The organism is Pseudomonas sp. HC1(2025) (assembly GCF_058742075.1).
Genome location: NZ_CP196017.1, coordinates 1,131,468 through 1,156,310, shown reverse-complemented (window position 1 = coordinate 1,156,310; position 24,843 = coordinate 1,131,468). Strand labels below are relative to the sequence as shown.

28 protein-coding genes and 1 tRNA gene are annotated in these 24,843 nt (G+C 59.6%); 4 read left to right on the top strand and 25 right to left on the bottom strand.

Annotation, left to right across the window (positions count from 1 at the left end; all coding sequences use genetic code 11):
* Positions 1-53: 53 nt before the first annotated feature.
* The 18 genes from bamB to trmJ form a co-directional block, all read right to left on the bottom strand.
* Entirely contained in the window at positions 54-1,205 is a 1,152-nt protein-coding gene (gene bamB, locus ACSSVH_RS05065; RefSeq protein ID WP_032858293.1) for an outer membrane protein assembly factor BamB, read from the bottom strand.
* Entirely contained in the window at positions 1,198-1,839 is a 642-nt protein-coding gene (locus ACSSVH_RS05060) for a YfgM family protein (protein ID WP_029298536.1), read from the bottom strand. The genes bamB and ACSSVH_RS05060 overlap by 8 nt, the downstream gene beginning before the upstream one ends.
* Before the next feature lie 41 nt (positions 1,840-1,880).
* The gene (hisS, locus tag ACSSVH_RS05055) at positions 1,881-3,170 is read right to left on the bottom strand and encodes a histidine--tRNA ligase (RefSeq protein ID WP_099169878.1); all 1,290 of its coding nucleotides are present in this window, start codon (positions 3,168-3,170) and stop codon (positions 1,881-1,883) included.
* Positions 3,171-3,193: 23 nt separating this feature from the next.
* Complete coding sequence (gene ispG / locus ACSSVH_RS05050) at positions 3,194-4,303, bottom strand: flavodoxin-dependent (E)-4-hydroxy-3-methylbut-2-enyl-diphosphate synthase (protein WP_057437947.1); 1,110 nt, start codon at positions 4,301-4,303, stop codon at positions 3,194-3,196.
* A 2-nt stretch (positions 4,304-4,305) separates the two neighbouring features.
* Complete coding sequence (locus tag ACSSVH_RS05045) at positions 4,306-5,295, bottom strand: RodZ domain-containing protein (RefSeq protein WP_492634166.1); 990 nt, start codon at positions 5,293-5,295, stop codon at positions 4,306-4,308.
* Positions 5,295-6,053, bottom strand: coding sequence for a type IV pilus biogenesis/stability protein PilW (gene pilW / locus ACSSVH_RS05040; protein WP_492634165.1), 759 nt, complete (start codon positions 6,051-6,053; stop codon positions 5,295-5,297). The genes ACSSVH_RS05045 and pilW overlap by 1 nt, the downstream gene beginning before the upstream one ends.
* Positions 6,054-6,065: 12 nt before the next feature.
* Positions 6,066-7,214 (bottom strand): dual-specificity RNA methyltransferase RlmN, encoded by a 1,149-nt coding sequence (gene rlmN / locus ACSSVH_RS05035; protein WP_169956313.1) that lies wholly within the window; start codon positions 7,212-7,214, stop codon positions 6,066-6,068.
* A 29-nt stretch (positions 7,215-7,243) separates the two neighbouring features.
* Positions 7,244-7,669, bottom strand: a complete 426-nt coding sequence (gene ndk, locus ACSSVH_RS05030; protein ID WP_017846179.1) for a nucleoside-diphosphate kinase — start codon at positions 7,667-7,669, stop codon at positions 7,244-7,246.
* Positions 7,670-7,760: 91 nt separating this feature from the next.
* A complete protein-coding gene (gene iscX, locus ACSSVH_RS05025; RefSeq protein ID WP_057437937.1) occupies positions 7,761-7,961 on the bottom strand; it encodes a Fe-S cluster assembly protein IscX in 201 nt (66 codons plus the stop codon).
* Between the two features lie 14 nt (positions 7,962-7,975).
* Positions 7,976-8,317 carry an ISC system 2Fe-2S type ferredoxin gene (fdx, locus tag ACSSVH_RS05020; protein ID WP_016977666.1) on the bottom strand — a complete coding sequence of 114 codons (342 nt, stop codon included), beginning with the start codon at positions 8,315-8,317 and terminating at the stop codon, positions 7,976-7,978.
* 3 nt (positions 8,318-8,320) lie between these two features.
* A complete protein-coding gene (hscA, locus tag ACSSVH_RS05015; protein WP_170042972.1) occupies positions 8,321-10,183 on the bottom strand; it encodes a Fe-S protein assembly chaperone HscA in 1,863 nt (620 codons plus the stop codon).
* Positions 10,184-10,234: 51 nt separating this feature from the next.
* Complete coding sequence (hscB, locus tag ACSSVH_RS05010; RefSeq protein ID WP_169956309.1) at positions 10,235-10,756, bottom strand: co-chaperone HscB; 522 nt, start codon at positions 10,754-10,756, stop codon at positions 10,235-10,237.
* A gap of 8 nt (positions 10,757-10,764) precedes the next feature.
* Positions 10,765-11,088 carry an iron-sulfur cluster assembly protein IscA gene (iscA, locus tag ACSSVH_RS05005; protein ID WP_010565230.1) on the bottom strand — a complete coding sequence of 108 codons (324 nt, stop codon included), beginning with the start codon at positions 11,086-11,088 and terminating at the stop codon, positions 10,765-10,767.
* 28 nt (positions 11,089-11,116) lie between these two features.
* Positions 11,117-11,503: a Fe-S cluster assembly scaffold IscU gene (gene iscU, locus ACSSVH_RS05000; RefSeq protein ID WP_028617851.1), complete on the bottom strand. Its 387-nt coding sequence runs from the start codon at positions 11,501-11,503 to the stop codon at positions 11,117-11,119.
* Between the two features lie 99 nt (positions 11,504-11,602).
* The gene (locus ACSSVH_RS04995) at positions 11,603-12,817 is read right to left on the bottom strand and encodes an IscS subfamily cysteine desulfurase (protein ID WP_169956307.1); all 1,215 of its coding nucleotides are present in this window, start codon (positions 12,815-12,817) and stop codon (positions 11,603-11,605) included.
* Between the two features lie 50 nt (positions 12,818-12,867).
* On the bottom strand, positions 12,868-13,359 hold the full coding sequence (gene iscR, locus ACSSVH_RS04990) for a Fe-S cluster assembly transcriptional regulator IscR (RefSeq protein ID WP_003210305.1): 492 nt from the start codon (positions 13,357-13,359) through the stop codon (positions 12,868-12,870).
* Between the two features lie 299 nt (positions 13,360-13,658).
* Entirely contained in the window at positions 13,659-14,444 is a 786-nt protein-coding gene (gene cysE, locus ACSSVH_RS04985; protein ID WP_169956306.1) for a serine O-acetyltransferase, read from the bottom strand.
* 2 nt (positions 14,445-14,446) lie between these two features.
* Positions 14,447-15,217 carry a tRNA (cytosine(32)/uridine(32)-2'-O)-methyltransferase TrmJ gene (gene trmJ / locus ACSSVH_RS04980; RefSeq protein ID WP_169956304.1) on the bottom strand — a complete coding sequence of 257 codons (771 nt, stop codon included), beginning with the start codon at positions 15,215-15,217 and terminating at the stop codon, positions 14,447-14,449.
* A 145-nt stretch (positions 15,218-15,362) separates the two neighbouring features.
* Between trmJ and suhB the strand changes: the two genes are divergently transcribed.
* On the top strand, positions 15,363-16,178 hold the full coding sequence (gene suhB / locus ACSSVH_RS04975; RefSeq protein ID WP_003175971.1) for a type III secretion system regulator SuhB: 816 nt from the start codon (positions 15,363-15,365) through the stop codon (positions 16,176-16,178).
* 182 nt (positions 16,179-16,360) lie between these two features.
* Here suhB and ACSSVH_RS04970 read toward each other — a convergent pair whose 3' ends face one another.
* From ACSSVH_RS04970 to queA, 6 genes are all read right to left on the bottom strand, one after another.
* Positions 16,361-16,903 carry a glycine zipper 2TM domain-containing protein gene (locus ACSSVH_RS04970; RefSeq protein WP_029298576.1) on the bottom strand — a complete coding sequence of 181 codons (543 nt, stop codon included), beginning with the start codon at positions 16,901-16,903 and terminating at the stop codon, positions 16,361-16,363.
* Positions 16,904-17,026: 123 nt separating this feature from the next.
* A complete protein-coding gene (gene secF, locus ACSSVH_RS04965; protein WP_169956302.1) occupies positions 17,027-17,941 on the bottom strand; it encodes a protein translocase subunit SecF in 915 nt (304 codons plus the stop codon).
* Positions 17,942-17,950: 9 nt separating this feature from the next.
* Complete coding sequence (secD, locus tag ACSSVH_RS04960) at positions 17,951-19,819, bottom strand: protein translocase subunit SecD (RefSeq protein WP_169956300.1); 1,869 nt, start codon at positions 19,817-19,819, stop codon at positions 17,951-17,953.
* 62 nt (positions 19,820-19,881) lie between these two features.
* Complete coding sequence (gene yajC, locus ACSSVH_RS04955; protein WP_003175975.1) at positions 19,882-20,220, bottom strand: preprotein translocase subunit YajC; 339 nt, start codon at positions 20,218-20,220, stop codon at positions 19,882-19,884.
* 43 nt (positions 20,221-20,263) lie between these two features.
* Positions 20,264-21,379 (bottom strand): tRNA guanosine(34) transglycosylase Tgt, encoded by a 1,116-nt coding sequence (gene tgt / locus ACSSVH_RS04950; protein WP_032858353.1) that lies wholly within the window; start codon positions 21,377-21,379, stop codon positions 20,264-20,266.
* Between the two features lie 5 nt (positions 21,380-21,384).
* Entirely contained in the window at positions 21,385-22,434 is a 1,050-nt protein-coding gene (queA, locus tag ACSSVH_RS04945) for a tRNA preQ1(34) S-adenosylmethionine ribosyltransferase-isomerase QueA (RefSeq protein WP_170042975.1), read from the bottom strand.
* A 108-nt stretch (positions 22,435-22,542) separates the two neighbouring features.
* Between queA and ACSSVH_RS04940 the strand changes: the two genes are divergently transcribed.
* From ACSSVH_RS04940 to ACSSVH_RS04930, 3 genes are all read left to right on the top strand, one after another.
* Positions 22,543-22,627: transfer RNA gene (locus ACSSVH_RS04940), tRNA-Leu, on the top strand.
* Positions 22,628-22,721: 94 nt separating this feature from the next.
* Entirely contained in the window at positions 22,722-23,051 is a 330-nt protein-coding gene (locus tag ACSSVH_RS04935; protein WP_169956296.1) for a hypothetical protein, read from the top strand.
* A 34-nt stretch (positions 23,052-23,085) separates the two neighbouring features.
* Positions 23,086-23,457: a PH domain-containing protein gene (locus ACSSVH_RS04930; protein ID WP_172314404.1), complete on the top strand. Its 372-nt coding sequence runs from the start codon at positions 23,086-23,088 to the stop codon at positions 23,455-23,457.
* A 240-nt stretch (positions 23,458-23,697) separates the two neighbouring features.
* Here the strand turns inward: ACSSVH_RS04930 and ribD are convergent, their stop codons facing one another.
* On the bottom strand, positions 23,698-24,837 hold the full coding sequence (gene ribD / locus ACSSVH_RS04925) for a bifunctional diaminohydroxyphosphoribosylaminopyrimidine deaminase/5-amino-6-(5-phosphoribosylamino)uracil reductase RibD (RefSeq protein ID WP_492634164.1): 1,140 nt from the start codon (positions 24,835-24,837) through the stop codon (positions 23,698-23,700).
* Positions 24,838-24,843: the final 6 nt, after the last annotated feature.

The following is a 24,843-nucleotide window of genomic DNA, read 5'->3' as shown; positions in this document are numbered from 1 at the left end:
GCCGCATGCCCTGCCGAAGCAGGGCCGCCTGGGGGTTACCCCAAGCATAGTTCTTACTTGATGGTCAGGGCTTCCAGCTTGCCGCTGTTACCAAACACATAAAGCATGTTGCCTACTACCAGCGGACGCGCACGCAGGCCGTCGCTGTCGATACGCTCACGGCCGACAAAGCGGCCATCCACCTGGCTCAGCAGGTGCAGGTAACCTTCCAGGTCGCCTACCGCTACATAGCTGGAGAATACTTCCGGAGCCGACAGTTGACGGCGAGCCAACGAGTCGTTGCTCCACAGGGCTGTGGTGGAACGTTCGTCGACGCTTTCAACGGTACCGGATGCCAGGCTCACGTAGACGCTGCCAAACCCTTGGGCGACACCGGCGTAGCTGGAAGCATCACGCTGCCACAGGACACGACCGCTTTGCAGGTCCAGCGCCGCAACACGGCCCTGGTAAGTGGCGACGTACAGGGTTTCGCCCGACAGCAGCAAGCCGCCGTCGATGTCCACGACACGGTCCAGCTCGGAGCGACCTTGCGGAATGGCGACCCGCGATTCCCAGGCCGGCACGCCGTTCTGGGTATCCAGGGCGACCACTTTACCGGTCGAAAGACCTGCCAGCGCCAGGTTATTGGTCACAACCGGACCACTGGTACCGCGCAACGTCAACACCGCAGGGGTGCTGTCATACAGCCAGCGCTGCTCACCGGTGTTGGCGTCGAGGCCGATGACACGGTCATCCTGGGTCTGCACCACGACGATGTCGCCGTTGGTGGCAGGCGGTGCGAGGACTTCACTGGTCACGCGAGCGCGCCATTTCTCTTCACCGTTGCTCGAATCCAGGGCCACGACTTCGCCTTTCAGCGTGCCGATCATCACCATGCCGTAACCCACGCCGACGGCGCCGGAAACCGGGAGCTCGAGGTCTTTCTTCCACTTGACGTCGCCGTTCATGCGATCCATGGAGATCACCACGCCCGTCACGTCAGCGGCCACAATGTTGTCACCGTCGATTGCCGGTACCAGCATGTTGTAGGTGTCGCCCTGGCCGTCACCGATGGAGCGGCTCCACTGCTTTTGCAGGACCACTTCTTCCTTGAAGCTGGTCAGCTCGGCCGGAGGCAGTTCTTTTTTGCTGTTGCTGCTGCAACCCGCGGCCAAAACGGCCAGAGCCAGCAATGCTGCATGTTTCCAACGGATCACGTCACGCATCCCCTTTGGCCAAGTCGTCCAGCTTGATTTGTAAGCCACCGACCGCTGCTTCATCAGACAGCGCAGCCTTGGCTTTTTGGTACGCAGCATTGGCTTCGTCGGTACGACCCAATTGGACCAGCAGGTCGCCCTTGAGCTCTTCGCGAGTGGCTACAAATGCCTTGTCAGCATCGCCGTCGAGCAGTTTCAGTGCTTCGTCGGCTTTGTTCTGTGCGGCCAGGACCTGGGCCAGGCGCTGACGTGCGATTTCACCCAGGGTCGGGTTGCTCGGTTTGTCGGCGATGGCTTTGAGCTCGGAGGCTGCATCATCCAGCTTACCGGTATCGACCGCGACTTTCGCGACGAACAGGCTGCCGTATTGGGCGTAGGTGCTACCACCAAATTCGTTTTTCAGCTTGCCGGCCAGGTCCGCCACTTGGGCAGGATCAGGTTTGCCAGTGGGCGTCAGCGTGGTTTCCAGCAGTTGCTGATAGAGCATCGAGGCGCCTTGCGACTGATTGCTCTGATACTTCTGGAACGCCTGCCAACCGAACACCACCACCAGCGCCAGCAGGCCGCCAGTTACCAAGGGTTTGCCGTTACGCTGCCACCAGTCTTTGAACTCGGCCAGCTGATCATCTTCAGTACTCGACACCCCAATACTCCTTAATCGCTAAATTCGGCTGTTTGACAGCTTCAACCCTGCACGATGCAGGTGGCCAAGTGCGCGGCAAGCGCATCAAAGGCAATGCTTTGTTGTTCGCCCTGGCCACGCAGGGGTTTGACACTTACCACTTGCTGGGCCAGTTCATCGTCGCCCAGGATCAGCGCGTACAACGCGCCGCTCTTGTCGGCTTTCTTAAATTGGCTCTTGAAGCTGCCAGCGCCGGCATTGACCAGCAGGCGCAGGCTCGGCAGTTGGTCGCGCAGTTGCTCGCTCAAGGCCAGGCCAGCCAATTCAGCTGCCTCGCCAAAGGCGCACAGGTACACGTCCACCTGACGGGAAATTTCTTCAGGGATCTGCTCCAGGGTTTCCAGCAGCAGGATCAGCCGCTCGATGCCCATGGCAAAACCCACGCCCGTGGTCGGCTTGCCGCCCATCTGCTCGACCAGGCCGTCGTAGCGCCCACCGGCACACACGGTGCCCTGGGCGCCGAGCTTGTCGGTGACCCACTCGAACACGGTCTTGCTGTAGTAATCGAGGCCGCGCACCAACTTGGGGTTGATCACGTAGGGAATACCGGCCGCATCCAGGCGAGCCTTGAGGCCCTCGAAGTGGGTGCGGGATTCGTCATCCAGGTAGTCGGCCATTTTCGGCGCGTCGACCAGCACGGCCTGGGTGTCGGCGTTCTTGGTATCGAGGACGCGCAACGGGTTGGTCTTCAGGCGACGCTGGCTGTCTTCATCGAGCTTGTCCAGGTGGGCCGACAGGTACTCGACCAGGGCTTCACGGTAACGGCCACGGGACTCGCTGGTGCCCAGGCTGTTGAGCTCGAGCTTGACCGCGTCGCGGATGCCCAATTGGCCCCACAGGCGCCAGGTCAGCACGATCAGCTCGGCGTCGATGTCCGGACCATCGAGGTTGAAGACTTCGCAACCGATCTGGTGGAATTGGCGATAACGGCCTTTTTGTGGGCGCTCGTGGCGGAACATCGGGCCGATGTACCACAGCTTCTGGGTCTGGCCACCACCGGTGATGCCATGCTCAAGCACAGCGCGCACGCACGCAGCGGTACCTTCCGGACGCAGGGTCAGGGAGTCGCCGTTGCGATCTTCGAAGGTGTACATCTCTTTTTCGACGATGTCGGTCACTTCACCGATGGAGCGTTTGAACAGCTCGGTGAACTCGACGATTGGCATGCGGATCTGCTTGTAACCGTAGTTATCCAGCAGGCGCGCGACCGTGCTCTCGAAATAGCGCCACAGGGGCGTCTGCTCGGGCAGAATGTCGTTCATGCCACGAATGGCTTGCAGAGACTTGCTCACATCAAATCCTTAAATTCGTTCGATCAGCCGCGAGCGATAAGCGCTGCGTCAGAGGCGACCTTCTCGGCCGCTTTCTCGCGGATCAGCCGTTCCAACTGATCCACCAGATTATCATTCGTCAATTTCTGCGACGGCTTGCCGTCGATGTAAATCAGGTTCGGGGTACCGCCGGTCAGGCCCACATGCGCCTCCTTGGCCTCACCCGGCCCGTTGACCACGCAACCGATCACCGCGACATCCAGCGGCACCAGCAGGTCTTCCAGGCGTACTTCCAACTCGTTCATGGTTTTCACCACGTCGAAGTTCTGCCGCGAGCAACTCGGGCAGGCAATAAAATTGATGCCACGGGAGCGTAAATGCAGGGATTTGAGAATGTCGTAGCCGACTTTCACTTCCTCTACCGGGTCCGCCGCCAGGGAGATGCGAATGGTATCGCCAATCCCGTCGGCCAGCAGCATACCGAGACCCACCGCAGATTTCACTGTGCCTGAACGCAAACCACCGGCTTCGGTGATGCCCAGGTGCAACGGCTGCACGATTTCCTTGGCCAGCAGGCGGTAGGCTTCTACCGCCATGAACACGTCGGAAGCCTTTACGCTGACCTTGAAGTCCTGGAAATTCAGGCGTTCAAGGTGCTCGACGTGGCGCAGTGCAGACTCGACCAGGGCTGCCGGGGTAGGCTCGCCATATTTTTTTTGCAGGTCTTTTTCCAGGGAACCGGCGTTGACGCCGATACGGATCGGGATCCCGCGATCACGGGCCGCATCGACCACGGCACGCACGCGGTCTTCGCGACCGATGTTGCCCGGGTTGATCCGTAGGCAGTCGACACCCAGTTCGGCCACGCGCAACGCGATCTTGTAGTCGAAGTGGATATCGGCGACCAGTGGCACCTTGACCAATTGCTTGATGCGGCCAAACGCCTCGGCAGCGTCCATATCCGGCACGGAAACCCGCACGATATCGACGCCGGCGGCTTCCAAGCGGTTGATCTGGGCCACTGTGGCGGCCACATCATTGGTGTCGCTGTTGGTCATGCTCTGTACGGCGATGGGGGCATCGCCACCCACCGGCACCGAGCCGACCCAGATCTTGCGCGATACGCGACGTTTGATTGGAGATTCGCCGTGCATGACTATTGTCCCAACTTCAGGCGAGCGGTCTCGCCACTGGTGAACGGCGCCACGTCCACAGGCTGGCCGTTGTAGGCCACTTGCGCGCCACGGGCGAAGCCCAGACGCAGCGTCAAAGGAGGCTTGCCGACCTGATCAAGCGTATCTCCCTTACGCTTCAAAGCACTGAACAGGACCTTGCCATTGCCATCGGTGACTTGTGTCCAGCAGTCAGCGACGTAGGTAATCTGGAGACGGCCATCACCCGCCACGCTGGCAGGCGCCTGGGCGGCAGGTGCGGCGACCGTTGGTGCGACGGGTGCGACCGGTGTCGGTACGACGGGGGCCTGGGCCGCAGTGGCCGGAACCTGACTTGCGGGCGCGGCTGGAGCGGCTGCAACGACGGCCGGGGCCGACTCGGTGCCGGCTTCGGCAGGCGGTTGGCCTACTTGCAGGTCAAGATTGGTTTCAGCCGTGGCCTCGCCCTGGGCGACAGCCTGGTCTTCCGGCTCGTCCAGGGGGTGAATCTGGGTGGTGCCGTCGGCGCTTTCGACTTCGACGTGCTCCATAGCGTTGCTGATCAAGTCCTTGCTGCGCAGCGAGGTCTGGTCCTGCCACCAGATAAAACCACCACCGATCACTGCGATCAGCAGCAACAGGCTGACAATTCGCAAAATCGTGTGGGAAACACGCACGGGCTCTTCAATACGACCAAGACCGTGTACGTTGCTGCCCTGGGAATCGGTACCGGTGAACTGGTCGAATTGCTGGACCAGGATGGCCTGGTCGGTGCCCAGCAGCTTGGCGTAGGCACGGATATAACCGCGGGCGAAGGTATGCCCGGGCAGTTTGTCGAACGCGCCGTTTTCCAGGTTGCCCAGGGAAGTGGTGGTCAAATTGAGCTTGAGGGCCACTTCTTCGAGCGACCAACCATTGCTTTCGCGGGCCTGACGCAAGGTCTCGCCTGGGTTTACGCGATTAGCGGCTACAACTTCCGGGTGCGCGGCTTTCATCATTGCTCCGACAGGTATTGCTGATATTCCGGCGTACCGGGATAGAGTCGTTCTAGTTGCTGGCCAAAACGTGCGGCCTTGTCGCGTTCTTCATGAACTGTGGCCAGGCGCACACCAAGCAATAGACTACGTGCATTTTGCCCACTGAGCAGGCTAAAACGCTCGTAATAGTCACGTGCCGGCACATAATGCCTGTCTTCAAACGACAACTGGGCCATTTCAAGCAAGGCCCGTGGCTGGCGCTGGTTCAGGTGCAGGGCTTTTTCCAGTTGCCGGCGGGCGTCTTCACGTTGGCCAAGGCGCATAGAGGTCACTCCCAGGTTTTCGAAAACCCGCGAACGCTCAGGATATAGGGTATCAGTAGCTGCTTGCTGGAAATAACCGGCCGCGTACTTATAACGCTCCTGCTGAAACAGGAAGCTGCCGTAGTTGTTAAGCAGGCGCGGATCATGGGGGCGAACCGCCAGGGCCTTCTGGAAATACTGGTCGGCCAGCTCGGGCTCGGCCTGGGCCTGGAACACCAGCGCTAGCGCAGCATTGGCGTCGGCATCCTGATTATCGAGGGCCAGGGCCTTTTGCAGCGGCACCTTGGCCTGCTCGCTCAAGCCCTGGCGCAAGTAACCCAACCCCAGCTGCACATAGGCAGCACGCGCTTCGTCACGGCCCTTGCCAGTTTGCAGCGGGCTGTCAGAGCCCGATGAAACACAGCCAACCGAGAGGCCGGCAACAAGCAAAAGCAGCGCAAGGCGCAGGGGCATAGAGTTCCTCTCTCAGGTTCGTGTCGCGGCGTTCTGCGCCAGATCGCTGTCGGCGCTCAACTCGCGCACGGCGATATAACGCTCGCTACGACGGGTGCGATCCAGCACCTGTCCTACCAATTGACCACAGGCGGCGTCGATGTCTTCACCACGGGTGGTGCGCACAGTGACGTTGTAGCCTGCCTGGTGCAGTTGATCCTGGAAACGACGAATGGCGTTGTTGCTCGGCCGCTCGTAGCCAGAATGGGGAAACGGGTTGAACGGAATCAGGTTGATCTTGCACGGGGTGTTCTTAAGCAGCTCGATCATCTCGACCGCGTGTTCGACCTTGTCGTTGATGTCCTTGAGCATGGTGTACTCAATAGTCAGCACGCGCTTCTCGCCCAAGGTCGCCATATAACGCTGGCAAGATTCGAGGAGCATCTTAAGCGGATACTTCTTGTTGATCGGCACCAATTGGTTACGCAATGCGTCATTGGGTGCATGCAGCGACAACGCCAGGGAGACGTCGATGTGCTTGGCCAGCTCATCGATCATCGGGACCACGCCGGAGGTCGACAGGGTCACACGGCGCTTGGAAATGCCGTAGCCCAGGTCGTCCATCATCAGATGCATGGCCGCAATCACGTTGTCGAAGTTCAGCAGCGGCTCACCCATGCCCATCATCACCACGTTGGTGATGGCACGGTCGACGGTCGCCGGTACGCTACCAAAGGATTTGTTGGCAATCCACACCTGGCCGATGACTTCGGCGGCGGTGAGGTTGCTATTGAAGCCTTGCTTGCCGGTGGAGCAGAAACTGCAGTCCAGGGCACAGCCTGCCTGGGACGAAACGCACAAGGTGCCGCGTTTGCCCTGGGGAATGTAGACGGTCTCGACGCAACTGCCGGACGCCACGCGCACCACCCACTTACGGGTGCCATCGCTGGAGATGTCCTCACTGACAACCTCGGGACCACGAACCTCGGCAATCGCCTTGAGCTTGTCGCGCAGGGCCTTGCTGACGTTCGTCATGGCGTCGAAATCGTCGACGCCAAAGTGGTGAATCCACTTCATTACCTGACCGGCACGGAAACGCTTCTCCCCGATTGAGTCGAAGAATTTTTCCATTTCCTGTTGAGTCAGACCCAGCAGGTTGGTTTTTACAGTCGATGTAGTCATGGATTCACCTTCACTCTTTAAGCCAATGCTTAGCGAGTGGTTACTTCAGTAGCTGCGAAGAAGTACGAGATTTCACGAGCAGCAGCGGCTTCGGAGTCCGAACCGTGTACAGCGTTGGCGTCGATGGAGTCAGCGAAGTCAGCACGGATGGTGCCGGCAGCAGCTTCTTTAGGGTTGGTAGCGCCCATCAGCTCACGGTTCAGAGCGATAGCGTTTTCGCCTTCCAGAACCTGTACAACAACAGGACCGGAGATCATGAAGGCAACCAGGTCGCCGAAGAAGCCACGAGCGCTGTGCTCAGCGTAGAAGCCTTCAGCTTCAGCCTTGGACAGTTGCTTGAGTTTCGAAGCTACAACCTTCAGGCCGGCTTTTTCGAAACGAGTGGTGATCTCGCCGATGACGTTTTTTGCAACAGCGTCAGGCTTGATGATGGAGAAAGTACGTTGAACAGCCATGGTGTAACTCCAGAAACGGTAATTTGCGAAAAATTAAACCCGCGAATTATACGCGGGTTCTTGGGTATTGCCTAACTGCGTGAGGGAGGCTTCAGTCCTGTTCTTCTTTCCAGGCAGTCTGGATAGCTTCAAGAACCTTTTCACCGCCGCGATCCCGCTCGTCTTCGAACCCTGGCAAGGCCATGACCATGTCACGCAAAGCTACAAAGTTCACGGAATAGGGATCCGTATCCGGATGGCCATCGGCCAGCAGAATAGCGATCTCTTGCACATCAACCCATTTAAGACTCATGACACTTCCTTGAATCAGTGCGGCGCTTCGGCCGCATGGTTGAGCGAATACTTCGGAATTTCGACGGTAAGGTCTTCTGTTCCCACCTTGGCCTGACAGCTCAGGCGCGACGTCGGTTCCAGGCCCCACGCCCTATCAAGATAGTCCTCCTCCAGCTCATCGGCCTCTTCAAGGCTATTGAAACCTTCGCGGATAATGCAGTGACACGTGGTACAGGCGTTAACGCCACCACAAGCACTCTCGATCTCGATGTGGTTGTCGTGGGCAACTTCGAGAATGGACTTGCCGGTCTCAGCCTCCACGACCATACCGTCCGGGCAATGCTCGGCGTGTGGCAGAAAAATGACCTGCGGCATCAGTTATTCCTCGATTTCATTCAGGTTGCGTCCCGCCAGGGCGGCTTTCACCGTCTGGTTCATACGACGGGCGGCAAAGGCATCGGTTACTTGTGAAAGGCGCTTGGTCTGTTGTTCGATGGCATAGCCATCGGTGCCTTTCATCAATTGGGCCAGCTCCTGCATCTGCAGGTCGATGACCAGGCGTTCTTCAGCATCCAGCAGGCGCTCACCGTCTGCCTCAAGCGCGCCCTGCACCGCTTCGAGCAGGCGCTGGGCATCGACTTGCTGCTCACGCAACACACGGGCGACCTTGTCGTCACCGGCATACTGGAACGAATCCTTGAGCATCTTGGCGATTTCGCCGTCAGTCAGGCCGTAGGACGGCTTGACCTGAATGCTGGCCTCAACGCCCGAACCCAGTTCGCGTGCAGCTACGCTGAGCAGGCCGTCGGCGTCGACCTGGAAGGTCACGCGGATCTTCGCCGCACCCGCGACCATGGCCGGGATGCCGCGCAATTCAAAACGCGCCAGGGAGCGACAGTCGCTGATCAGCTCGCGCTCGCCCTGCAGCACATGGATCATCATGGCCGTCTGGCCATCTTTGTAAGTAGTGAAGTCCTGGGCGCGGGCGACGGGAATGGTGGTGTTGCGCGGAATCACCTTCTCCATCAGGCCACCCATGGTTTCCAGGCCCAGGGACAACGGAATCACGTCGAGCAGCAACAATTCGCCACCGTCACGCTTGTTGCCGGCCAGGGTATCGGCCTGGATCGCAGCCCCAATGGCCACCACTTGATCCGGATCGATTTCGGTCAATGGCTGGCGGCCAAAGGCTTCAGCCACCGCCTCGCGAACCCGTGGCACACGAGTCGAGCCGCCAACCATGACCACCGCACCCACTTCTTCCAGCTCAATGCCGGAATCACGAACCGCACGACGACAGGCTTTCAGGCTGCGGGCAACCATTGGCTCGATCAGCGCATCAAAGGCGTCACGGGTCAGTTGGGCCGACCAGGAGCCGTAGGAAACTTCAACAGATGCGGCGTCGGTCAGGGCTTCCTTGGCGGCGCAGGCGGTTTGCAGCAGATTGCGCTGGGCGCCAGGATCCAAGTCGGCGGACAAGCCGGCGCTGGTGATAATCCAACCGGCGATGGCGTGGTCGAAGTCATCACCGCCCAGGGCACTGTCGCCACCGGTAGCCAGAACTTCAAACACACCGCCGGTCAGGCGCAGGATCGAAATATCAAAGGTGCCGCCGCCCAGGTCGTAAATCGCAACCAGGCCTTCAGCGTGCTGGTCCAGGCCGTATGCCACGGCGGCCGCAGTCGGCTCGTTGAGCAGGCGCAACACATTGAGGCCAGCGAGTTTCGCTGCATCCTTGGTGGCTTGGCGCTGAGCATCGTCGAAATAGGCAGGAACAGTGATTACCGCGCCAACCAATTCACCGCCCAAGGTGGTTTCTGCACGCTGGCGCAGCACCTTGAGGATATCGGCCGACACTTCCACCGGGCTTTTCGGCCCCTGGATAGTGTCGATGAACGGCATATGGGATTCGCCGCCGACAAAGCGATATGGCAGTTGGTCGCCCAATTGCTTGACGTCGGACAACCCACGACCCATCAAGCGCTTGACCGACAGCACGGTATTGAGCGGGTCGGTAGACGCCGCCAGTCGAGCGGACTCGCCCACTTCGGTGCGATCCGCGTGATAGCGCACCGCCGACGGCAGGATCACCTGGCCATCAGCATCGGGCAACGGCTCGGAGAGACCGCTGCGCAGTGCGGCGACCAGTGAATTGGTAGTACCCAAGTCGATGCCAACCGCCAGGCGACGCTGGTGCGGTTGAGGACTTTGGCCGGGTTCGGCGATCTGCAGTAGAGCCATGGTAATCAGGTCTTATCTGTCTATCAGGCGTGCAATCTGTGCAGCACTGGGTTAATCGTCGAGGCGCTCTTCTAGCTGGCGCACTTCGTAAGTGAGCTTGTCGAGGAACTGCATGCGCCGCATCAGGCGTTCGGCCTGCTCACGTTGCGCTGCATCGTCCCAACAGGCTGCGAAGCTTTCGTTGAGTGCATCCTGGGCCACTTTCAGACGCCGCTTGAAGACCGCGACGCCAGCCAGATCGGCCTCGTCCTGCAGGTCTTCGAGCTCTTCACGCCATTGCATCTGCTGCATCAGGAAATCAGGGTCATGGACCGTAACTTCCAGCGGCATTTCGCCACCACCCATGGCGAGCAGGTAACGCGCGCGCTTGGGGGGGCTTTTGAGCGTCTGATAGGCTTCGTTGAGGCTGGCTGACTGCTCCAGCGCCAGGCGCTGCTCACGCTCGGAAGCGTCGGCAAAGCGATCCGGATGCACTCCACGCGCCAATTCACGGTAGCGCGTGGCAAGCTGCTCGAGGTCCAGGCGAAAACTCGGCTGCAACTCGAATAAAGCGAAATGACAAGGAGTACCCACAAATAGCCTCAGATGTTGAAGCTTTCGCCGCAGCCACATTCACCGCGCACGTTAGGGTTGTTGAACTTGAAGCCTTCGTTCAACCCTTCCTTGACGAAATCGAGCTCGGTGCCGTCCAGGTAGGTCAGGCTTTTCGGGTCGATGATCACTTTCTCGCCGTGACTTTCGAACACCTGATCTTCCGCAACCACCTCGTCGACGAACTCCAGCACATAGGCAAGGCCGGAACAGCCTGTGGTGCGCACACCCAGACGAATCCCCTCACCTTTACCGCGCCCATCCAGGGAGCGTCGCACGTGCCGCGCAGCCGCTTCTGTCATGCTGATAGCCATCGTTGACTCCTTACTCGTCGCCAAATGCTTAGATCAAGCCTTTCTTCTGCTTGTAGTCGCGAACGGCCGCCTTGATGGCGTCCTCTGCAAGTACCGAGCAGTGAATTTTCACGGGCGGCAGGGCCAGCTCTTCAGCCAACTGGGTGTTGCTGATAGTGACAGCCTCATCCAGGGTCTTGCCTTTCATCCATTCGGTCGCCAGGGAACTGGAGGCGATGGCTGAACCGCAGCCGTAGGTCTTGAACTTGGCGTCTTCGATAACGCCAGCGTCGTTGACCTTGATCTGCAGGCGCATGACGTCGCCGCACGCCGGGGCGCCGACCATGCCGGTGCCCACATCAGGATCTTCCGCGTCCATCTTGCCGACGTTGCGCGGGTTTTCGTAGTGGTCGATGACCTTTTCGCTGTAAGCCATGGTACTGAATCCTCACTCATCAGGGCCGCTCTGGAACCCTGTAAAAACGCCTGCGTTTTCCGCCACGTTCCTACAGAGCTTGGGTGGCGGCTTCTATATTTAGTGTGCCGCCCACTCGATCTTGGAAATATCGACACCGTCTTTGTACATGTCCCACAGCGGCGACAGGGTGCGCAGCTTGGTGACCGCTTCGCAGACTTTCTGCGCTGCGTAGTCGACTTCTTCTTCGGTGGTGAAACGGCCGAACGTGAAGCGGATCGAGCTGTGTGCCAACTCGTCGTTGCGGCCCAGGGCACGCAGGACGTAGGACGGCTCGAGGGAGGCCGAGGTGCAGGCCGAACCGGACGAAACCGCCAGGTCCTTGAGCGCCATGATCAGCGACTCGCCTTCGACGTAGTTGAAGCTCAAATTCAGGTTGTGCGGTACACGGGCGGTCATGCTGCCGTTGATGTACAGCTCTTCAAGGTTCTCGACCTGCTTGTAGAAGCGATCGCTGAGGGCCTTGATGCGCACGTTTTCGCCAGCCATGTCTTCCTTGGCTACGCGGAAGGCTTCGCCCATGCCGACGATCTGGTGGGTCGCCAGGGTGCCAGAACGCATGCCGCGCTCGTGACCGCCACCGTGCATGGTGGCTTCGATACGTACGCGAGGCTTGCGGCTCACGTACAGCGCACCAATGCCTTTAGGGCCGTAGGTCTTGTGGGCCGAGAACGACATCAGGTCGACTTTCAGCTTGGACAGGTCAATGTCGACCTTGCCGGTAGACTGGGCAGCATCGACATGCAGCAACACGCCTTTGGAGCGGGTCAGCTCGCCAATGGCGGCGATGTCGTTGATGGTGCCGATTTCGTTGTTCACGTGGATCACGGAAACCAGGATGGTGTCTTCACGCATCGCGGCTTCGATCATGGCCGGGGTGACGATACCGTCAGTGGTGGGCTCGAGGTAAGTCACCTCGAAACCTTCACGCTCCAGTTGGCGCATGGTGTCGAGGACAGCCTTGTGCTCAATCTTGGTGGTGATCAGGTGCTTGCCCTTGGTCGCGTAGAAATGCGCGGCGCCCTTGATTGCCAGGTTGTCGGACTCGGTGGCACCGGAGGTCCAGACGATTTCACGCGGGTCGGCATTGACCAGGTCGGCGACCTGGCGACGAGCGTTTTCCACCGCTTCCTCGGCTTTCCAGCCGAAAACGTGGGAACGGGACGCCGGGTTGCCGAAGTTTCCGTCAACCAGCAGGCATTCGCTCATCTTTTGCGCGACACGCGGATCAACCGGGGTGGTCGCTGAGTAATCAAGGTAAATCGGCAATTTCATGGACTTTCTCCTAAATCAGGCTGGCTGGCGTGCCGTTAGCTCTTCGGCTGTCACTCGACGGCGGACGCTTCAATCTTGTCCAGACGCGGCGCCTTGGTATTGCATCGGCGCTGGTCCTGACGCTGGGCTACTTCCTGCACCTCACGGCGAGTCACAAGATCAGCCAAGCTGATACCGCTCAAAAACTCATGGATCTGCAGGCTCAGGTCACACCACAAGTGGTGCGTCAGGCAGGTGTCGCCGGCATGGCAATCACCCAGGCCCTGGCACTTGGTGGCATCGACGGATTCATTGACCGCATCGATCACCTGGGCGACCTGGATGCCCTGCATGTCGCGGGACAACTGATAACCGCCGCCCGGGCCACGCACACTGGAAACCAGGTTGCTGCGGCGCAACTTGGCGAACAGTTGCTCAAGATAAGACAGGGAAATGCCTTGGCGCTCGGAGATATCGGCCAGGGACACCGGCCCGTTTTGCGCGTGCAAGGCCAGATCGAGCATGGCGGTCACCGCGTATCGGCCTTTTGTAGTCAGTCTCATGGACAAGTACCAAGGTGTTTCAGAATGGGAGCAAGTATGCGATTCCCGAGTATTTAAGTCAACTATAAGACCTAGTACTTTAGTCAGGAATACCCGTAAAAAGGGCGCGCGAATCATAGCAGGGTGGGGTGGAATCGAACAGCAGGAACCTGGCGAGGGCCCAACCTCAAGACCAACGGAGGTCAAATGCTGGAGCGGGTTAGCCTGCGATGGCGGCGGATCAGCCGCCCATGGGGTGACTGGCAGACCGCTATCACCGGCAAGCCAGCTCCCACAGGGGACTTTATCAATCTTAAAACCTAACCCACCTTGGTGGCACCGGCCTCATCCTTGATCTCGGCGAAGTCTTCTTCGCGCAACTCAGGCAGATCTTTCGCACAGTAAGGACTACCCAGATCTTTCAACGCGCCGCACATGCCATCCAGCTTGCCGTCCACCGCCTGCAGGTGGTCGAGCAACTGGCCAATGGCGCGCGCCACCGGATCCGGCATGTCTTCGCTGACGCCATAAGCGTCGAAGCCGATCTTCTCGGCCATGGCCTTACGCTTGGCCTCCTGCTCAGTGCCGACTTCCGGCTTGACGATGATCCGCCCCGGAATCCCCACTACGGTTGCGCCTGGCGGCACAGCCTTGGTGACCACGGCATTGGAGCCAACCTTGGCACCGGCACCGACCGTAAACGGGCCCAGGACCTTGGCGCCCGCCCCGACCACCACACCATCTTCAAGGGTCGGGTGACGCTTGCCCTTGTTCCAGGTGGTGCCGCCCAGCGTCACGCCCTGGTACAGGGTCACGTCATCACCAATCTCGGCCGTCTCACCAATCACGATGCCCATGCCATGGTCGATGAAGAAGCGACGACCGACCTTGGCCCCCGGATGAATCTCGATCCCGGTCAGCCAGCGCCCAAAGTTCGACACCAGCCGCGCCAACCACTTCCAGCCCATGCCCCACAAGGCGCCGGACAAGCGGTGAATCCAGATCGCGTGCATGCCCGGGTAGCAGGTCAGCACTTCAAAGGCGTTGCGCGCCGCCGGGTCACGATGGAAAACACTTTGGATATCTTCTCGCAGACGCTCGAACATTTTTAATCCTTCCGCTTCAGAAGCTCGCCACGGGCCGCTTTCTGGGTCTCCGTGAGGATGCCACGCAATATATTCATCTCTGCCCGGCTGACCGAGCTACGTCCGTAAAGCCTTCGCAGGCGCGCCATCAAGTGCCTCGGTTTTTCCGGATCGAGGAATTCGATGGCCACCAGGGTTTGCTCCAAGTGCTCATAGAACCGCTCCAGCTCATCCATGGTGGCCAATTCGCCACTTTTGGTGGATGCAACCTCGTCCTTCTCCACTTTGCTCGGCTGACCTTGTGCTGCCAGCCAGGCCATGCGCACTTCATAACTCAACACCTGCACCGCTGCCCCGAGGTTCAGCGAGCTGAATTCGGGGTCTGATGGGATGTGCACGTGATAATGACATCGCTGCAGCTCGTCATTGGTCAGACCAGAGTCTTCACGACCAAACACCAAGGCGATTTCGGCGCCACCAGCCGCCTCTTCGACCACTTTGGCCCCGCATTCGCGGGGATCGAGCAGCGGCCAGGGGATGCGGCGGTCGCGGGCGCTGGTGCCAAGCACCAGATTGCAACCCACCAGGGCATCTTCCAGGGTGGCGACGACCTGGGCTTTTTCCAGGAGGTCATTGGCGCCGGAGGCACGAGCGTCGGCTTCGTGGTGCGGGAACACACGCGGCTCCACCAGCACCAGGCGCGTCAGCCCCATGTTTTTCATGGCCCGCGCCACCCCGCCGATATTGCCGGGGTGACTGGTATTGACGAGGACGACACGAATGTTTTGCAGCAAGGGAGGCGCTCGCGGACACGGGAAAGGGGAGCAAATCTTACAGAACAGCCTAAGGTTATGCCATGAAAGCGAACGTCGTCCTTCACCTGAAGAAAGTTTCTGCTAGAATGCTCGGCTTTCTTTAACAACCTTAGGTGACACATCCATGCAGCCCATGCTGAATATCGCGCTGCGCGCCGCCCGCAGCGCCAGTGAATTGATCTTCCGCTCCATCGAGCGCCTGGATACCATCAAGGTCGACGAAAAAGACGCCAAGGATTATGTATCCGAGGTGGATCGCGCCGCCGAACAGAAAATCATCGACGCCCTGCGCAAGGCCTACCCTACCCACGGCATCCTCGGTGAAGAAACCGGCCTGCACAAAGGTAGCGGCGAAGGCGAAGACTACCTGTGGATCATCGACCCACTGGATGGCACCACCAACTTCCTGCGCGGCATCCCGCACTTTGCCGTAAGCATTGCCTGCAAATACCGTGGCCGCCTGGAGCACGCCGTGGTCCTGGACCCGGTTCGCCAGGAAGAATTCACCGCCAGCCGTGGCCGTGGCGCCCAATTGAACGGTCGTCGCCTTCGCGTCAGCGGTCGCACCAGCCTGGACGGCGCCCTGCTGGGCACCGGTTTCCCGTTCCGTGACGACCAGATGGACAACCTGGAAAACTACCTGGGCATGTTCCGCGCCCTGGTTGGCCAGACCGCCGGCATCCGCCGCGCCGGTGCCGCCAGCCTGGACCTGGCGTATGTGGCCGCCGGTCGTTTTGATGCGTTCTGGGAGTCGGGCCTGTCCGAGTGGGACATGGCTGCAGGCGCCCTGCTGATTCAAGAAGCCGGCGGCCTGGTGAGCGACTTCACCGGTGGTCACGACTTCCTGGAGAAGGGTCACGTGGTTGCAGGCAACACCAAATGCTTCAAGGCAGTCCTGACGGCGATCCAGCCGCACCTGCCGGCTTCGCTGAAGCGCTAAGCGAGCGAGCACAAAAAAGCACCCTTAGGGGTGCTTTTTTATGCCCGGGATTTGGCCAAGAACCAATGCCCACTGACCCCACTGTGGGAGCTGGCTTGCCTGCGATAGCGGTTGGCCAGCCAACTTGCTTAATACTGACCCGCCGCTATCGCCGGCAAGCCGGCTCCTACAGGATATGTCGGTTACTGCTGATTCTGGCCGAGGATCAGGCGACCCTCTTTATCCACAGGGATCTGGCTACCCGGATCACGCTCCATGCGCACCGATCCTTCCTTGCCATCCAGGTTGTAACGCACGTCATACCCGACCACCTTGTCGCTGATGTCGTTGACGGTGTTACAGCGAGTTTGCGTGGTGGTGTAGGTATCACGGTTCTGCATGCCTTCCTGAACCTTGTTACCGGCATAACCGCCACCCACTGCGCCGGCTACGGTGGCAATCTTCTTGCCAGTACCGCCGCCGATCTGGTTACCCAGCAGGCCGCCTGCCAGGGCGCCGACCACCGTGCCGGCGATTTGATGCTGATCCTGCACCGGACGCTGCCGGGTCACGGTGACGTCCTTGCAGACCTCACGGGGAGTTTTGATCTGGGTCTTGACCGGCTGCACCGCCAGCACTTGCGCATACTCAGGGCCGCTTTTTACCAGGCTGTAGGTGGCAACAGCACCCCCGGCAGTCACACCGACAGCACCCAATACCGCACCAACCAGTAACGACTTGTTCACGTGAACCTCCTGACCATCACAAGCGGACTGAAACGTCCGCGCTATACCCAGCCTTGGAGCAAAAAAAAAGGCGCGAGTTCAATACTCGCGCCTTCTTTGCAACAGTAGATCAACAAACACCCATCAAGGGCGGTCGTCGACCTCCTTGTCGGTCGCAACAGGAGGAATCAGGTCTTCGCTGTTGAGGTTCAGCCAGATCAGCACCACGTTGGCGATGTAGATCGACGAGTAGGTGCCCGCCAGGACGCCGATAAACAGCGCCAGGGAGAAGCCCCACAGGTTGTCGCCACCGAAGATCATCAGCGCGGCAATCGCCAGCAAAGTGGAAATCGACGTCGCCATGGTGCGCAACAGGGTCTGGGTGGTGGAGATGTTGATGTTCTCGATCAACGTCGCCTTGCGCAGTACCCGGAAGTTCTCGCGAACCCGGTCGAATACCACGATGGTGTCGTTGAGGGAGTAACCAATGATCGCCAGCACCGCCGCCAATACCGTCAAATCGAAGGTGATCTGGAAGTACGCCAGGATACCCACGGTCACGATCACGTCGTGGATCAGCGAGACAATGGCACCGACGCCGAACTTCCACTGAAAGCGGAACGCCAGGTAGACCATGATGCCGGCCAGCGCCATCAGCATGCCGAGGCCGCCCTGGTCGCGCAGCTCTTCACCTACCTGCGGGCCGACGAACTCGACGCGCTTGACCGAAGCCGGGTTATCGCCACCGACCTTGAGCAAGGCCTCGGCCACCTGGTGGCCCAGTTGCGGGTCTTCACCCGGCATCCGCACCAGCAGGTCGGTGGTCGCACCAAAGCTCTGCACGATCGCCTCGTGGTAACCGGCCTCGTTCAGTTGGGTACGCACCTTGGTGACATCGGCCGGCTTCTCGTAGGTCAGCTCGATGAGCGTACCGCCGGTGAAGTCCAGACCGTAGTTCAGACCCTTATGGAACCAGCTGAACAACGCCAGGACGGTAAGGAGCACAGTGACGCCGAACGCAACGTTGCGAACGCCCATGAAGTTGATTGTACGTAACATGGCAGCCCCTTAAATCCACAACTTCTTGAAGTCACGCCCGCCAAAGATCAGGTTGACCATTGCGCGGGTCACCATGATGGCCGTGAACATCGAGGTAAAGATACCGAGGGACATGGTCACCGCAAAACCCTTGACCGGGCCGGTGCCCATGGCAAAGAGAATCCCGCCGACCAGCAATGTGGTCAGGTTGGAGTCGAGAATCGCGGTAAATGCCCGGCCGAAACCTTCGTTGATTGCCCGTTGCACGCTCATGCCCGCCGCGATCTCTTCACGAATCCGCGAGAAGATCAGCACGTTGGCGTCCACCGCCATACCCATGGTGAGTACGATACCGGCGATACCCGGCAGGGTCAGTGTAGCCCCCAGCAGCGACATCAAGGCCAGCAGCAGCACCATGTTCACCGCCAGCGCAACCGTGGCAATGATGCCGAAGAAGCGATAGATGGCGATGATGAACAGCGAAACGAACAGCATGCCCCACAGGGAAGCGTCGATACCCTTGGTGATGTTGTCAGCACCCAGGCTCGGACCAATGGTGCGCTCCTCGGCGAAGTACATCGGTGCCGCCAGGCCACCGGCACGCAGCAGCAATGCCAGCTCGGAGGACTCACCCTGGCCGTTCAGGCCGGTGATACGGAATTGAGCACCCAACGGCGACTGGATGGTCGCCAGGCTGATGATCTTCTTCTCTTCCTTGAAGGTCTGTACGGCTACGTCTTTCTCGACGCCATTGACCATCTGCTTGGTGTAGGTAGTCACCGGGCGTTGCTCGATGAAGATCACCGCCATGCTGCGACCGACGTTGCTGCGGGTGGCGCGGCTCATCAGTTCGCCACCATGACCATCCAGGCGGATGTTCACTTCAGGCGTGCCGTGCTCGCCAAAACCAGCCTTGGCATCCGTCACCTGGTCACCGGTGATGATCAGGCCACGCTCGATCTGCGCAGCTGGGCGATTGCCCTCGCGGAACTCGAACATTTCGGAAGTAGCCTTGGAAGCACCCGGCTCGGCAGCCAGACGGAACTCAAGGTTGGCGGTCTTGCCGAGAATCCGCTTGGCTTCAGCGGTGTCCTGCACGCCTGGCAGCTCAACCACGATGCGGTTGGCGCCCTGGCGCTGGACCAGAGGCTCGGCCACACCCAGCTCGTTGACGCGGTTACGTACCGTGGTCAAGTTCTGCTTGATGGAGTATTCACGGATTTCCGCCAGCTTGGCCGGGGTCATCGCCAGACGCAGCACCGGCTGACCATTGAGGTCGGCAGGAACAATGTCGAAATCGTTAAAGCTTTTGCGAACCAGGGCGCGTGCCTGTTCACGGGTGGCTTCGTCAGCAAAGCCCAGCTGGATGGCACCGTTGAGCTGCGGCAGGCTGCGATAACGCAGGCGCTCTTTGCGCAGCAGGCTCTTCACATCGCCTTCGTAGACTTTCATGCGTGCATCGAGGGCTTTGTCCATGTCCACTTCCAACAGGAAGTGCACACCACCGGACAAGTCCAGGCCCAGCTTCATCGGGTGCGCGCCGAGGCTGCGCAGCCATTGCGGAGTGGTTTGTGCCAGGTTCAGTGCGACTACATAGTCATCACCCAATACCTTGCGCACAACATCCTTGGCCGGCAATTGGTCTTCTTGCTTGGCCAGGCGCAACAAACCGCCCTTGCCGTTGGGCGTCAGGCTGGAAGCCTTGACCGTCAAGCCGGCTTCGGTAAGCGCCTTGCTCGCGCGCTCAAGGTCGGCATCGGTCACTTGCAACGACGTGCTAGCGCCGCTGATCTGGATCGCCGGGTCATCTGGATAGAGATTGGGAGCGGAATAAATAAAACCGATCGCCAGCACCGCCAGGATCAGTACGTATTTCCACAGAGGGTATTTGTTCAGCATCACGCCGCCCGCTTATGACGCGGGGCGCCTTGCGCGCCCCGTCGATTGGTAAAAGTTGTTACTCAGATCGCTTTGAGCGTGCCTTTTGGCAGCGTGGCGGCGATGGCGCCTTTCTGGAACTTCATTTCAACGGTGTCGGAGACTTCCAGTACCACGAAAGCATCGGAAACCTTGGTGATCTTGCCAGCGATACCGCCGGTGGTGACCACTTCGTCGCCTTTTTGCAGGCTGCCCAGCAGGTTTTTCTGCTCTTTGGCGCGCTTGGCCTGTGGACGCCAGATCATCAGGTAGAAGATGACCAGGAAGCCGACCAGGAAAATCCACTCGAAACCACCGCCCATAGGACCGGCAGCGGCCGGTGCAGCGGCGTCAGCCATAGCGTTAGAGATAAAAAAGCTCATTTAGCACTCCAGTTGCAAATAGTGAATCTAAGGGTCGGGAAACTCAGTCCAAGGGCGGCACAGGCAGCCCGCGCTTGGCATAGAAGGCATCGACAAAGGCGGCCAATGTACCCTGTTGAATAGCCTCGCGCAAACCAGCCATCAGGACTTGGTAGTGACGCAAATTGTGGATGGTATTCAACATGCTACCCAGCATTTCCCCGCATTTGTCCAGATGGTGCAGATAAGCACGGGAGAAGTTCTGGCAGGTGTAGCAATCACAGGTGGGATCCAGCGGCGAATCATCATGGCGATGGAACGCGTTACGGATCTTCAGCACGCCTGTATCAATGAACAGATGCCCATTGCGGGCATTACGGGTTGGCATCACGCAATCGAACATGTCCACACCGCGGCGCACACCCTCTACGAGATCTTCTGGTTTGCCAACGCCCATAAGGTAACGAGGTTTGTCAGAAGGCATCAGGCCTGGCAGGTAGTCCAGCACCTTGATCATTTCGTGCTTGGGCTCGCCCACCGACAGGCCGCCAATGGCCAGGCCATCGAAGCCGATCTTGTCCAGGCCTTCGAGCGAGCGCTTGCGCAGGCTTTCGTGCATGCCGCCCTGGACGATGCCGAACAACGCGGCAGTGTTGTCGCCGTGGGCATTCTTCGAACGCTGGGCCCAGCGCAACGACAACTCCATGGAGATCCGCGCCACGTCTTCATCGGCCGGGTACGGCGTGCACTCGTCAAAAATCATCACGATGTCTGAGCCCAGGTCACGCTGGACCTGCATCGACTCTTCCGGCCCCATGAACACCTTGGAACCGTCCACCGGCGAGGCGAAGGTCACGCCCTCCTCCTTGATCTTGCGCATGGCGCCCAGGCTGAACACCTGGAAACCACCGGAGTCGGTGAGGATCGGGCCTTGCCACTTCATGAAGTCATGCAGGTCGCCATGCTTCTTGATCACTTCGGTGCCCGGGCGCAGCCACAGGTGGAAGGTATTGCCGAGGATGATCTCGGCGCCGGTGGCGACAATGTCACGCGGCAGCATGCCCTTGACCGTGCCGTAGGTGCCGACCGGCATGAACGCCGGGGTCTCCACGGTGCCACGGGGGAAGGTCAGGCGGCCGCGACGGGCTTTACCGTCAGTAGCCAACAATTCAAACGACATACGACTCATAGTTGTTCCTCTGGGCCGCGCGGCGCCGGATTACGGGTGATAAACATCGCATCACCGTAGCTGAAAAAACGGTACCCATTATCGATGGCGGCCTGATAGGCGGCCATGGTCTCGGGGTAACCGGCAAATGCCGACACCAGCATCAACAGCGTGGATTCCGGCAAATGGAAGTTGGTGACCAGGCAATCGACCACATGGAACGGCCGGCCTGGGTAGATAAAGATATCGGTGTCGCCACTGAACGGCTTGAGCACACCATCGCGCGCGGCACTCTCCAGGGAACGCACGCTGGTGGTGCCCACCGCGACCACCCGCCCGCCACGCGCCTTGCACGCGTTGACCGCGTCCACCACGGCCTGGCTGACTTCCAGCCATTCGCTGTGCATATGGTGATCTTCGATGTTCTCCACACGCACCGGCTGAAACGTCCCGGCCCCCACGTGCAGGGTCACATAGGCCGTCTCGACACCCTTGGCGGCAATCGCCTCCAGCAGCGGCTGGTCAAAATGCAGCCCAGCCGTCGGTGCGGCGACGGCGCCGAGGCGCTCGGAGTAAACCGTCTGATAGCGCTCGCGGTCCGAATCTTCGTCGGGGCGGTCTATATAAGGAGGCAACGGCATATGGCCGACACGCTCCAGCAGCGGCAACACTTCTTCGGCAAACTTGAGTTCGAACAGCGCGTCATGGCGCGCCACCATCTCGGCCTCGCCACCGCCATCAATCAGAATGCTCGACCCCGGTTTCGGCGACTTGCTGGAGCGCACATGGGCCAGCACACGATGGCTGTCCAGCACCCGTTCCACGAGGATTTCCAGCTTGCCGCCGGAAGCCTTCTGGCCAAACAGCCGCGCCGGAATCACCCGGGTATTGTTGAAGACCATCAAGTCGCCTGGGCGTAAATGCTCAAGCAAATCAGTAAATTGACGGTGTGCAAGGGCACCGTTGACCCCGTCCAGGGTCAACAGTCGGCTGGCGCGACGCTCGGCCAAAGGGTGGCGAGCGATCAGCGAATCCGGCAGTTCAAAAGTAAAGTCAGCAACGCGCATGATGGGGTTCGTCTAGCAGGGCCGGGAAGTCTAGCGGAAATAGTGAAAATAGACCATGAAACGTGATTGACCAACGGTAATCACGTCTCTATACTTCGCCGCCATTGAGCCCTGATGGCGGAATTGGTAGACGCGGCGGATTCAAAATCCGTTTTCGAAAGGAGTGGGAGTTCGAGTCTCCCTCGGGGCACCATCTTAAAAAAAGACCTTGAAATTCAAGGTCTTTTTTTTCGCCTGTAGAAAAGTGATCATCTCGCCCCGCACCAGACAGTAGAGGCCCCAGGACCATGGAATTGACACTCGAAGCCGTTGCTCTGTTCGCCCTCAAGCTGGTGCATGAGACGGAAGATGGCAGCCCGATCCTGCGCGACGATCTGGTGATGGATGGGTATGAACGGGAGGTGTTTGGGTTGCTGGTGCGCAGTGGCGACCTGGCAACTATCCAACGCAAGTTGGATGAATGCATGAAGTTGGCCCTGGAGACGTTGGGGGGTGCCAACACGGTAATGGGCCGTGAGCTGCAAAAGCTGGCGGCCCAAGTCCGGCAAGCCTCGACGCTGGAGGAACTAAAGCCCCCACTCGCCGCACTTAAGGACTACCTCAAGGCCATCTTGTAACGCACCCTCCCTGCCCCACCACAAGGACCGCCCAATGATCGACTTCAACAACAAAGGCTTCTTCAAGCTCAAGCAAAACAATGAATACGCCGAACGCGTTGCATCCCTGCTGCTCGATGACGAACACGTGGTCGATGCCTACAAAGCCATGCGCGACGGTGTGGTGTTTACCACCAAGCGCATCATCGCTGTGAACGTGCAAGGCATCACCGGCAGCAAGAAGGACTTCACTTCCCTGCCGTACAAAAACATTGTCGCGTACTCGGTAGAAACCTCCGGCACGTTCGACCTGGATTCGGAGTTGGAGATCTACTTCTCGTCATTGGGCAAAGTGAAGTTCGAGTTCACGGGCAAGACCTCGATGGTGGAAATCTCCAGGCTGATTTCCAAGCACCTACTGGGTTGATCGGCCGGTAAAACCAAGGTCTTTTTACCGCAAGCCGTGTGATTCAGCGGCTGTACGCCATCAAATGTGGGAGCTGGCTTGCCGGCACCCTAGAACTACCCGCCTACACCAACTCTCTCACCCAGCGCTCAAGTCCTTCCTCCGTCAACCCTACCGGACACTTGCCCTTGACCGCCAACACCTCGTTCCGTTGCTTCATTCAGGACGGTAAACAGTGCGTGCATGAGGCGTTCTATCACATCAATCCTGATGGCACGCCTTGTTATCCGGATGCAGCACTGCAGAACCCGCCGGCCGCGCAGTCACACAAATATCATCCCCCAACGGTCTTACACTCGTGAATTCAAGCCTCACAGCTTCACCCAGTTTGTCGATCGGCCACTCCAACGCAGGCTTGGCAGTTGAACCCAGGAACTTGGCAGCAATATGGAATATGTACTCATCCACCAGGTTCAAACGCGCGAACGCCGCCACCAGCCGCGAGCCGGCCTCGATCAGTACCTCGTTGGCTCCACGGTTTGCCAAGGTCTTGAGCAATGCTTCAAGCGGCACCTGCCCGTCGACCGCGTCAAACATCAGTAACTCCTGGCCCTCGCCCGGATCGGTCAGCGAGGTCGAAGTGGTCGCCACCAACGTCGGGCCGGCGGTGAAAAAGGCAGCGTTCGGGGGCACTCGTCTTTGGCTGTCAATCAGCACACGCAGGGGCGGTCGCTCCATGGCCAGGCAGGCCTGGGACTCCTCCAACTGCAACTCGGCCTTACGTATCGTCAACCGCGCCTGATCCCGCAGCACCGTGTCCGCACCGGTGATGACGGCACTCGACTGCGCCCGCAGGCGCTGGGTTTCTGCCCGCGCCAGCGGCCCGGTAATCCATTGGCTTTCACCGCTGTGCATGGCGGTTCGGCCATCCAGGCTGATGCCCATTTTCACCCGCACCAGTGGCAGGCCAGTGACCATTCGTTTGATAAACCCTCGATTGAGCTGCCGTGCCTGTTGCTCCAGCAGGCCAAACGCGACACTGATACCCGCAGCACGCAGGCGCCTGACGCCCTGGCCGGCAACCTGCGGATTGGGATCGACCATGGCGATAACCACCTGTTTCACCCCGGCGCTGATCAGTGCATCGGCGCAAGGCGCAGTGGCGCCAAAATGACAACAGGGCTCCAGCGTCACATAAGCCGTTGCGCCGGCAGCGGCGGCGCCTGCCTGGCGCAGGGCGTGCACTTCAGCATGGGCGTGCCCTGCCCGGACATGCCAGCCCTCGCCGACAATGCGCCCGTAATTGACGATGACGCACCCGACGCGTGGGTTGGGGCTGGTGGAATACAGTCCCAACTGCGCCAGCTCGATTGCCCTTTGCATGCACTCAATCGGGTTCATAGGGTC

What these genes read in the sequence shown, in the direction of transcription:
- bamB (WP_032858293.1), bottom strand. Translation starts at nt 1,205, where the DNA reads ATGCGTGACGTGATCCGTTGGAAACATGCAGCATTGCTGGCTCTGGCC.
- ispG (WP_057437947.1), bottom strand. Translation starts at nt 4,303, where the DNA reads ATGCACGGCGAATCTCCAATCAAACGTCGCGTATCGCGCAAGATCTGG.
- ACSSVH_RS05045 (WP_492634166.1), bottom strand. Translation starts at nt 5,295, where the DNA reads ATGAAAGCCGCGCACCCGGAAGTTGTAGCCGCTAATCGCGTAAACCCA.
- pilW (WP_492634165.1), bottom strand. Translation starts at nt 6,053, where the DNA reads ATGCCCCTGCGCCTTGCGCTGCTTTTGCTTGTTGCCGGCCTCTCGGTT.
- rlmN (WP_169956313.1), bottom strand. Translation starts at nt 7,214, where the DNA reads ATGACTACATCGACTGTAAAAACCAACCTGCTGGGTCTGACTCAACAG.
- ndk (WP_017846179.1), bottom strand. Translation starts at nt 7,669, where the DNA reads ATGGCTGTTCAACGTACTTTCTCCATCATCAAGCCTGACGCTGTTGCA.
- iscX (WP_057437937.1), bottom strand. Translation starts at nt 7,961, where the DNA reads ATGAGTCTTAAATGGGTTGATGTGCAAGAGATCGCTATTCTGCTGGCC.
- fdx (WP_016977666.1), bottom strand. Translation starts at nt 8,317, where the DNA reads ATGCCGCAGGTCATTTTTCTGCCACACGCCGAGCATTGCCCGGACGGT.
- hscA (WP_170042972.1), bottom strand. Translation starts at nt 10,183, where the DNA reads ATGGCTCTACTGCAGATCGCCGAACCCGGCCAAAGTCCTCAACCGCAC.
- iscA (WP_010565230.1), bottom strand. Translation starts at nt 11,088, where the DNA reads ATGGCTATCAGCATGACAGAAGCGGCTGCGCGGCACGTGCGACGCTCC.
- iscU (WP_028617851.1), bottom strand. Translation starts at nt 11,503, where the DNA reads ATGGCTTACAGCGAAAAGGTCATCGACCACTACGAAAACCCGCGCAAC.
- ACSSVH_RS04995 (WP_169956307.1), bottom strand. Translation starts at nt 12,817, where the DNA reads ATGAAATTGCCGATTTACCTTGATTACTCAGCGACCACCCCGGTTGAT.
- iscR (WP_003210305.1), bottom strand. Translation starts at nt 13,359, where the DNA reads ATGAGACTGACTACAAAAGGCCGATACGCGGTGACCGCCATGCTCGAT.
- cysE (WP_169956306.1), bottom strand. Translation starts at nt 14,444, where the DNA reads ATGTTCGAGCGTCTGCGAGAAGATATCCAAAGTGTTTTCCATCGTGAC.
- suhB (WP_003175971.1), top strand. Translation starts at nt 15,363, where the DNA reads ATGCAGCCCATGCTGAATATCGCGCTGCGCGCCGCCCGCAGCGCCAGT.
- secF (WP_169956302.1), bottom strand. Translation starts at nt 17,941, where the DNA reads ATGTTACGTACAATCAACTTCATGGGCGTTCGCAACGTTGCGTTCGGC.
- secD (WP_169956300.1), bottom strand. Translation starts at nt 19,819, where the DNA reads ATGCTGAACAAATACCCTCTGTGGAAATACGTACTGATCCTGGCGGTG.
- yajC (WP_003175975.1), bottom strand. Translation starts at nt 20,220, where the DNA reads ATGAGCTTTTTTATCTCTAACGCTATGGCTGACGCCGCTGCACCGGCC.
- tgt (WP_032858353.1), bottom strand. Translation starts at nt 21,379, where the DNA reads ATGTCGTTTGAATTGTTGGCTACTGACGGTAAAGCCCGTCGCGGCCGC.
- queA (WP_170042975.1), bottom strand. Translation starts at nt 22,434, where the DNA reads ATGCGCGTTGCTGACTTTACTTTTGAACTGCCGGATTCGCTGATCGCT.
- ACSSVH_RS04935 (WP_169956296.1), top strand. Translation starts at nt 22,722, where the DNA reads ATGGAATTGACACTCGAAGCCGTTGCTCTGTTCGCCCTCAAGCTGGTG.
- ACSSVH_RS04930 (WP_172314404.1), top strand. Translation starts at nt 23,086, where the DNA reads ATGATCGACTTCAACAACAAAGGCTTCTTCAAGCTCAAGCAAAACAAT.
- ribD (WP_492634164.1), bottom strand. Translation starts at nt 24,837, where the DNA reads ATGAACCCGATTGAGTGCATGCAAAGGGCAATCGAGCTGGCGCAGTTG.